The sequence below is a fragment of the Neobacillus jeddahensis genome (genome assembly GCF_000612625.1).
In the GTDB taxonomy this organism is placed as follows: domain Bacteria; phylum Bacillota; class Bacilli; order Bacillales; family Cytobacillaceae; genus Neobacillus; species Neobacillus jeddahensis.
The window spans coordinates 69,655-77,148 of record NZ_CCAS010000017.1; the positions used below are offsets into that span (position 1 = coordinate 69,655).

6 protein-coding genes are annotated in these 7,494 nt (G+C 41.2%); all 6 read right to left on the bottom strand.

Annotated features, from left to right (window positions below; genetic code table 11):
- Positions 1-71 precede the first annotated feature (71 nt).
- Positions 72-1,145 carry a DNA integrity scanning diadenylate cyclase DisA gene (gene disA, locus TY15_RS10300; RefSeq protein WP_040203197.1) on the bottom strand — a complete coding sequence of 358 codons (1,074 nt, stop codon included), beginning with the start codon at positions 1,143-1,145 and terminating at the stop codon, positions 72-74.
- Positions 1,146-1,148: 3 nt separating this feature from the next.
- The gene (radA, locus tag TY15_RS10305; protein ID WP_040203196.1) at positions 1,149-2,531 is read right to left on the bottom strand and encodes a DNA repair protein RadA; all 1,383 of its coding nucleotides are present in this window, start codon (positions 2,529-2,531) and stop codon (positions 1,149-1,151) included.
- A gap of 145 nt (positions 2,532-2,676) precedes the next feature.
- A complete protein-coding gene (gene clpC / locus TY15_RS10310) occupies positions 2,677-5,130 on the bottom strand; it encodes an ATP-dependent protease ATP-binding subunit ClpC (protein WP_040203192.1) in 2,454 nt (817 codons plus the stop codon).
- Positions 5,131-5,147: 17 nt separating this feature from the next.
- Entirely contained in the window at positions 5,148-6,215 is a 1,068-nt protein-coding gene (locus TY15_RS10315; protein WP_040203190.1) for a protein-arginine kinase McsB, read from the bottom strand.
- A gap of 1 nt (position 6,216) precedes the next feature.
- Entirely contained in the window at positions 6,217-6,765 is a 549-nt protein-coding gene (locus TY15_RS10320) for a protein-arginine kinase activator protein McsA (RefSeq protein ID WP_040203188.1), read from the bottom strand.
- Between the two features lie 25 nt (positions 6,766-6,790).
- Positions 6,791-7,252: a CtsR family transcriptional regulator gene (locus tag TY15_RS10325; RefSeq protein ID WP_040203186.1), complete on the bottom strand. Its 462-nt coding sequence runs from the start codon at positions 7,250-7,252 to the stop codon at positions 6,791-6,793.
- Between the last annotated feature and the right edge of the window lie 242 nt (positions 7,253-7,494).

Below are 7,494 nucleotides of genomic sequence, written 5' to 3' on the forward strand. Positions count from 1 at the left end.
CCTGAAAAAATTTGTGTCAAACAAATTGAAATTTCCCATTTTAGCACACGCTATCACTTTTTTCAATAATTTTATAGCTGACGGTCTGTATATAGCCGTTCTTTAATTAATTTAAAGCCCTCTTTGATCTTCTTCGCACGAACTTCACCAATTCCCTCCACATCATCCAATTCTTCTACCGTGGCGCTAATAATTTTTGATAGCTCTCCAAAACCAGTGATTAAGTTCTCAATGATGATTGATGGTAGTCTCGGAATCTTATGAAGAATTCGATAGCCGCGTGGGTTTTTATTTTCTTCAAGATGAACATAGCCTAGATAGCCCATTAATTTCAACAAAACCACATCCTCGATCGTTCCATTTGTCGCCAATACTTGCATACGCTCAAGCACGTCGCGCGCTTTGAGGTTCCGTTCAAAGGCATAGTCTTTAATGATCAGGATGATTTCTTCTTCTAGAACCGTCAATATTTCATTCATTTGCAAACGAATCAGTCGACCCTCTGTCCCCAACTCATGCAAAAAGGATAATAGTTCATTTTTTATTTTTAACACCATTTCAAAACGATGGAGGACGAGTAAGACATCGTTATAGGTAACCGACTCCTCAAATTCCAGAATACTTAGATTGGTGATACTCTGCTCAAGCACGACCTTGTACTTCTCAAGCGTTTGAATGGCCTGATTTGCTTTTGTTAAAATCATGGCAATGTCCTTGAGTGCATAGCGGAAGTTCCCCTGATATAATGTGATGACATTTCTCCGTTGTGAAATGGCAATCACCAATGTTTTGGTTTGTTTGGCGACTCGTTCTGCCGTGCGATGCCGCATCCCCGTTTCTGTAGACGGTATGTCAGAGTTTGGCGCAAGCTGGGCGTTGGCAAAAAGAATCTTATTTCCTAGTTCATTTAAGATAATTGCTCCATCCATTTTTGCCAGTTCATATAAAAAGCTCGGTGAAAAAGGACAATTGATTTCAAAACCACCATCAACGATGTTTTTTACCTTTTCGTTATAACCAACAACAATGAGCCCCCCAGTATTGGCCCTTAATACATTATCAATCCCCTCACGAATTGGTGTACCAGGTGCAATAAACTGCAACACATCATTTACTGTTTGTTCACCAAGCTTTTTCATTTCCATTTGTTAGCCTCCTAATGCTGCTTTGAGTGCCTCACTGACAGAGGAGACACCAATGAGTTGAATACCCCTTGGCCCGGTCCAACCGCTTAAATTATTTGCCGGTAAAATCACTCGCTCAAAGCCTAATTTAGCAGCTTCCTGAACGCGCTGCTCGATTCTTGACACCCTTCTTACCTCACCGGTTAAACCCACTTCGCCAATGATACAATCTGTTGGTCTTGTCGGACGATCTCTAAAGCTAGAGGCAATACTGACAGCAATAGCTAAATCAATCGCCGGTTCATCCAACTTCACTCCTCCTGCCACCTTTAAATAGGCGTCCTGATTCGCAAGCAGCATCCCGACTCTTTTTTCTAAGACTGCCATTAGCAGAGGCACACGGTTATGATCAATTCCTGTCGCCATTCTTCTTGGATTTCCAAAACTCGTTGGAGAAATGAGAGCTTGAATTTCAACGAGGACCGGCCTGGTTCCTTCCATCGAGGCACAAACCGTCGATCCGGCCGCCCCGCGTGACCGCTCTTCCAAGAAAATCTCTGAGGGGTTTTCTACTTCCTCCAACCCAAATTCCTTCATTTCAAAAATACCCATTTCATTTGTAGACCCAAAGCGATTTTTCACCGCCCTTAAAATTCGATAGGTGTGATGTCGTTCCCCTTCAAAATAAAGGACCGTATCCACCATATGCTCCAACAGCCTCGGGCCCGCAATGGAACCTTCCTTTGTTACATGGCCAACAATGAAAATAGCAATTCCTTTCGTTTTCCCTATCCTCATTAATTCTGATGTACATTCTCGAACCTGTGATACACTTCCAGGTGCTGACGTAACGTCGGGGTGGAAAACAGTTTGGATGGAATCAATAATAACGAAGCTTGGACTTGTACTATCAATAGTCCGATTGATTTCCTCGAGGTTGGTTTCGGAATAAACAAGCAAATTAGCTGATGAAATCCCTAATCGTTCTGCGCGGAGCTTTGTTTGACGCAATGACTCCTCACCGGATATGTATAGCACCTGATTACCTTTATTGGCAAGCTGAGAAGAAACCTGCAAGAGCAGTGTTGATTTACCAATTCCAGGGTCACCGCCAATCAATACTAACGACCCTTTCACCACTCCACCCCCAAGGACACGATTCAGTTCATTTAGATCTGTTTGGATCCTTGGTTCATTTTCCATTTCAATTGAATTGATGGGCATTGGTTTGGCTAACAGCCCTGAGCCACTATCTGAATGAGCAAATGCCCCCCTGCGATTCGCACCCGTTACTTCTACTTCCTCGACCATCTTATTCCACTGCCCACACCCTGGGCATTTCCCCATCCATTTAGGGGATTCGTACCCGCACTCTTGGCAGATAAACTTTGTTTTTCGCTTTGCCATTCTGTCTTCTTCCTTTCTTGCCTGTAAAAAATCTCATGAGGAACCTACTAGTAAATAAAAAAAGAGGTACACGATGTTCGATATTAACGTGTACCTCTCTAGTTGAACTGCGACTAGTTAAGTTTGTTGAACGATATCAACCCTATTATTTAACAAGACTCGTTGCTTCTACTGTTTTTTCTGCTGTTTTAACAATGAATTCACCATTATCGACATCAATCACAACCAGTTGCCCAGTTAATAATGTGCCTTTAAGCAGCTCTTCAGAAAGACGATCTTCAATATGCTTTTGAATCGCACGTCTTAATGGTCGCGCACCATATTCAGGGTCATAACCTTCTTGAGAAATTTTCCCCTTCGCTGCTTCGGTTAATTGTAACGAAATATTTTGCTCTTTTAACCGGTTGACTAGTTGTTCTGACAACAAGGTTACAATTTCTTCAAGATGCTTTTTCTCTAATGCATGGAAGACAATGATTTCATCGATACGGTTTAAGAACTCCGGACGGAACGCCTTCTTCAGCTCCTCCATTACTTTACCCTTCATATCTTTGTAGTCCTGTTCTCCGTCTTGGATATTGAAACCAACATACTTGTTTCGTTTTAACGCCTCAGCCCCGACATTGGACGTCATAATAAGAACTGTATTACGGAAATCCACTGTCCTTCCTTTTGAATCCGTTAAACGGCCATCTTCAAGAACCTGAAGTAAAATATTAAATACATCTGGATGTGCCTTTTCAATTTCATCAAGCAAAATAACAGAGTACGGTTTTCTCCGAACCTTTTCCGTTAATTGTCCGCCTTCTTCGTAACCAACATAACCTGGAGGGGAACCAACAAGACGTGAGGTCGAGTGTTTCTCCATATATTCAGACATATCAATCCGAATCATCGAATCTTCATCACCAAACATCGCTTCCGCTAATGCTCGGGCTAATTCTGTTTTACCAACCCCAGTTGGTCCAAGGAAGACGAAAGAACCGATAGGGCGTTTAGGGTCTTTCAATCCTGCTCTAGCACGGCGGACAGCTTTTGAAACAGCTATAACGGCTTCTTCTTGACCAATTACACGTGAATGTAACAATTCCTCTAAATTAAGCAATTTCGCTGTTTCTGTTTCAGCAAGCTTAGAGACTGGTACTCCCGTCCAGCTTGACACGACACTCGCGATATCTTCAACGGTTACTTCATTATTTTCTTTCCCTTGTTTTTCTTTCCACGTCTTCTTCGTTTCCTCTAACTGTTCACGAAGACGCTGTTCTGTATCACGTAAGGAAGCTGCCTTTTCAAATTCCTGACTTTGAACAGCTGCATCCTTTTCTTTTCTTACTTCCTCGAGCTTTACCTCTAATTCTTTTAAATTAGGTGGAGTGGTATAGGAACGAAGTCGCACTTTAGAGCCCGCTTCATCAATTAAGTCAATCGCTTTATCCGGAAGGAACCGGTCTGAAATATAACGATCTGAAAGTTTAACAGCCGCTTCAATCGCTTCATCTGTAATCGAAACGCGATGGTGCGCCTCATAGCGATCCCGTAAGCCTGCTAAAATTTGAACGGATTCTTCCGCGGTTGGTTCATCCACGCGGATTGGTTGGAACCGTCTTTCTAAAGCAGCATCTTTTTCAATATATTTACGATATTCATCAAGAGTGGTTGCTCCGATACATTGAAGTTCCCCACGGGCAAGAGATGGTTTTAAAATATTGGAGGCATCAATTGCCCCTTCTGCACCACCAGCGCCGATTAATGTATGCAACTCATCAATGAATAGAATGATATTTCCGGCCTGGCGGATTTCGTCCATAACCTTTTTCAAGCGATCCTCGAATTCACCACGGTATTTTGTCCCTGCAACAACTGTACCCATATCAAGCGTCATGACGCGTTTATCGCGAAGAATCTCCGGAACCTCATTATTGACAATTTGTTGAGCAAGTCCCTCAGCAATTGCTGTTTTCCCTACGCCTGGTTCACCGATTAAGACAGGATTGTTTTTCGTTCTTCTACTTAACACCTCAATAACACGTTGAATTTCCTTGCTTCTCCCAATAACAGGATCCAAGCTTCCTTCTCTAGCAATCGAAGTTAAATCCCTTGCCAGGCTATCAAGTGTTGGCGTATTTGCACTAGCTGATGCTCCGCCTTGATGACCACCAGATTCATTGCTGCCTAATAATTGCAGCACCTGTTGACGTGCTTTGTTTAAGCTGACCCCCAAATTATTCAATACCCGGGCAGCAACACCTTCTCCTTCACGGATTAACCCAAGGAGAATATGCTCTGTACCGACATAGGAATGCCCTAATTTTCGTGCCTCATCCATCGATAATTCGATGACCTTTTTAGCCCTAGGAGTATAGTGAATCGTTTGAGAGGTTTCTTGACCCTTGCCAATTAAATTTTCTACTTCCTTTTGGATTTTTTCAGAGCCCAATCCAAGTCCATAAAGTGCTTTGGCGGCAATACCTTCCCCTTCACGTACTAATCCTAGTAAAACGTGCTCAGTTCCAATATTGTTATGTCCCAGGCGAATCGCTTCCTCTTGTGCTAAAGCAAGAACTTTTTGTGCTCTCTCAGTAAAACGTCCAAACATCATATTCTCTTCCTCCTCACCTATTTTTGCTCCATTTTTATTCGATCCCTAATTAACGCTGCCCTTCGAATATCCCTTTCATGCGGCCGTAAAGGACCACCTGCATATTGCTGCAGAAAACCCGGTTGGGTTAAAATCATTAATTCATTTAATATTGTTTTTGACATATTATCAATGTAACCCATATCAATTCCAAGCCGGACATCTGATAAACAACGGGCTGCTTCCTTTGATTCAATAATCCGGCTATTGGATAGGACTCCTAATGAACGGAACACCCTGTCTTCTAATTGTATGTTCGAAGTTTTACGTAATGCTTCTCGTGCAGACCTTTCTTGCGAAATAAGTTGGCTTACAACCCCCTCTAGATCACGACTAATATCCTCTTCAGACTTTCCAAGGGTAATTTGATTAGAGATTTGAAAAATATTCCCTAATGCCTCACTCCCTTCACCATAAATCCCTCTTACCACAAGACCTAATTGGTGAATAGCAGGAATAATTCGACTAATTTGTTGAGTAAGAATTAACCCTGGCAAATGCATCATGACCGATGCACGAAGACCTGTTCCAACATTTGTGGGACAACTTGTTAAGTAGCCGTGTTTTTCATCAAAGGAGTAATGGATATAACTTTCAAGCCAATCATCAATTTCATTTGCCGCCTCCAATGCTTCTGATAACTGTAAGCCTGGAAACAAACATTGAACGCGGATATGATCCTCTTCATTAATCATAATACTTACTTCTTCATTTTCGGTTAATAGAACCGCACCATATGGTGAATCTTCAGCCAACTGTGGACTGATCAAATGCTTTTCTACTAACACCCTTTTCTGAAGTGGCTGCATATCATTTATTTTTAGTAAATCCATTTGCCCAAATTTTTGAAAAGGAGTTTCTCTGAGAATATCCTCCATTTTAGCAATAATCATTCTTGCTTCTTCATGTGAAAAAACCGTTGGAAATTTATAGGCCTCAAAATTACGCGCCAAACGGATCCGGGAACTAAGGACAATATCTGAATCGGGCCCTTCTTCACTCATCCAGGAGCTGACGGCTTGATTGAAAAATCGTTCAAGCGACACGTTATTCGCCCCCCTCTTCGCTTCCAGCTAATTGTTTCTCTAATGTACGGATTCGATCGCGAATCTCAGCTGCCTGCTCAAATTCTTCATGAGTAATGGATTCTTTTAGCTCACCTTTTAGCTCTTCAATTTGTTTACGAAGGTAGATGCTTCCGCCAATTCTCTTGGGGATTTTTCCATTATGCGTCCAATTCCCGCTATGAAGGCGCCTTAAAACTGGTATTAGCTGATCTTTAAAGGTTTCATAGCAATGAGCACATCCAAAACGTCCTACCTTTAAAAACTGCGGGAATGTCATTGAACAATGCTCACACTGAAGAATTTCCTCTTGTTGAAATGGACTTTGGCTTGGCTTTTGAAAAGCAGGATCAATATTTAATAACCCTGCTAGTAGATTATTAAAAGCAAACCCCGACTCTCCATTAAAAATAAACATTTCACCTTTTTCTTGAGCACACTTCTCACAAAGATGCACTTCTGTTTTCTCACCATTAATGATTTTTGTAAAATGAAGTGCTGCTGGCCTTTGATTACATTCTTGGCAAATCATAATCTCACCTCTCCGGCTGCACAATTTATTTATATTTTAAAGTAGTTAGCATTGCTTTTAACATTCTTGCCCTTAATTCATCTCGATAAGGGAGATCAATATATAATACTGAGCGATCAATCACACTTAACATGATTTTCGCTTCTCGGCTCGTAATAATCTCCTCCTGAACAAGTCTAACAATGACATCCTCAGCACTAGTTTGACTAATTCGAGTATGAATAAGTGAAAGTAAATGATCAACTAGATGGGCTAAATCGTGGGACTGAACCTTCATAATCCGAATATATCCGCCACCACCCCGTTTACTCTCAACAATATATCCTCTTTCAATTGTAAAACGAGTATTGATTACATAATTAATTTGTGAAGGAACACATTGAAACTTATCAGCAATTTCACTTCGCTTAATTTCAACAAGATCCTGCTCACTCATTTCTAAAACCTGTTTTAGATATTTTTCAATAATATCGGAGATGTTTCTCATCTTCCCACCCCCCATCTTTTGACTTTGACTATATTTGACTTTAATTATACTGAAAATCTTATGTAGATGCAACGATTCACTATTGTACATTTTCCCCAAATTTTACAGGTGTGAAACCTGCCATTGGAAAGAAAAACAATTATAAGGACTGTCGCTTAGCAAGAATCTTCTCTAAAAATCTAATTTTTGAGACAGCAAAAAGGACAACCCTTTCGGGCTGTCCTTCTTATTTGCCTGGCAAC

What these genes read in the sequence shown, in the direction of transcription:
- radA (WP_040203196.1), bottom strand. Translation starts at nt 2,531, where the DNA reads ATGGCAAAGCGAAAAACAAAGTTTATCTGCCAAGAGTGCGGGTACGAA.
- TY15_RS10320 (WP_040203188.1), bottom strand. Translation starts at nt 6,765, where the DNA reads ATGATTTGCCAAGAATGTAATCAAAGGCCAGCAGCACTTCATTTTACA.
- disA (WP_040203197.1), bottom strand. Translation starts at nt 1,145, where the DNA reads ATGGAAATGAAAAAGCTTGGTGAACAAACAGTAAATGATGTGTTGCAG.
- TY15_RS10325 (WP_040203186.1), bottom strand. Translation starts at nt 7,252, where the DNA reads ATGAGAAACATCTCCGATATTATTGAAAAATATCTAAAACAGGTTTTA.
- clpC (WP_040203192.1), bottom strand. Translation starts at nt 5,130, where the DNA reads ATGATGTTTGGACGTTTTACTGAGAGAGCACAAAAAGTTCTTGCTTTA.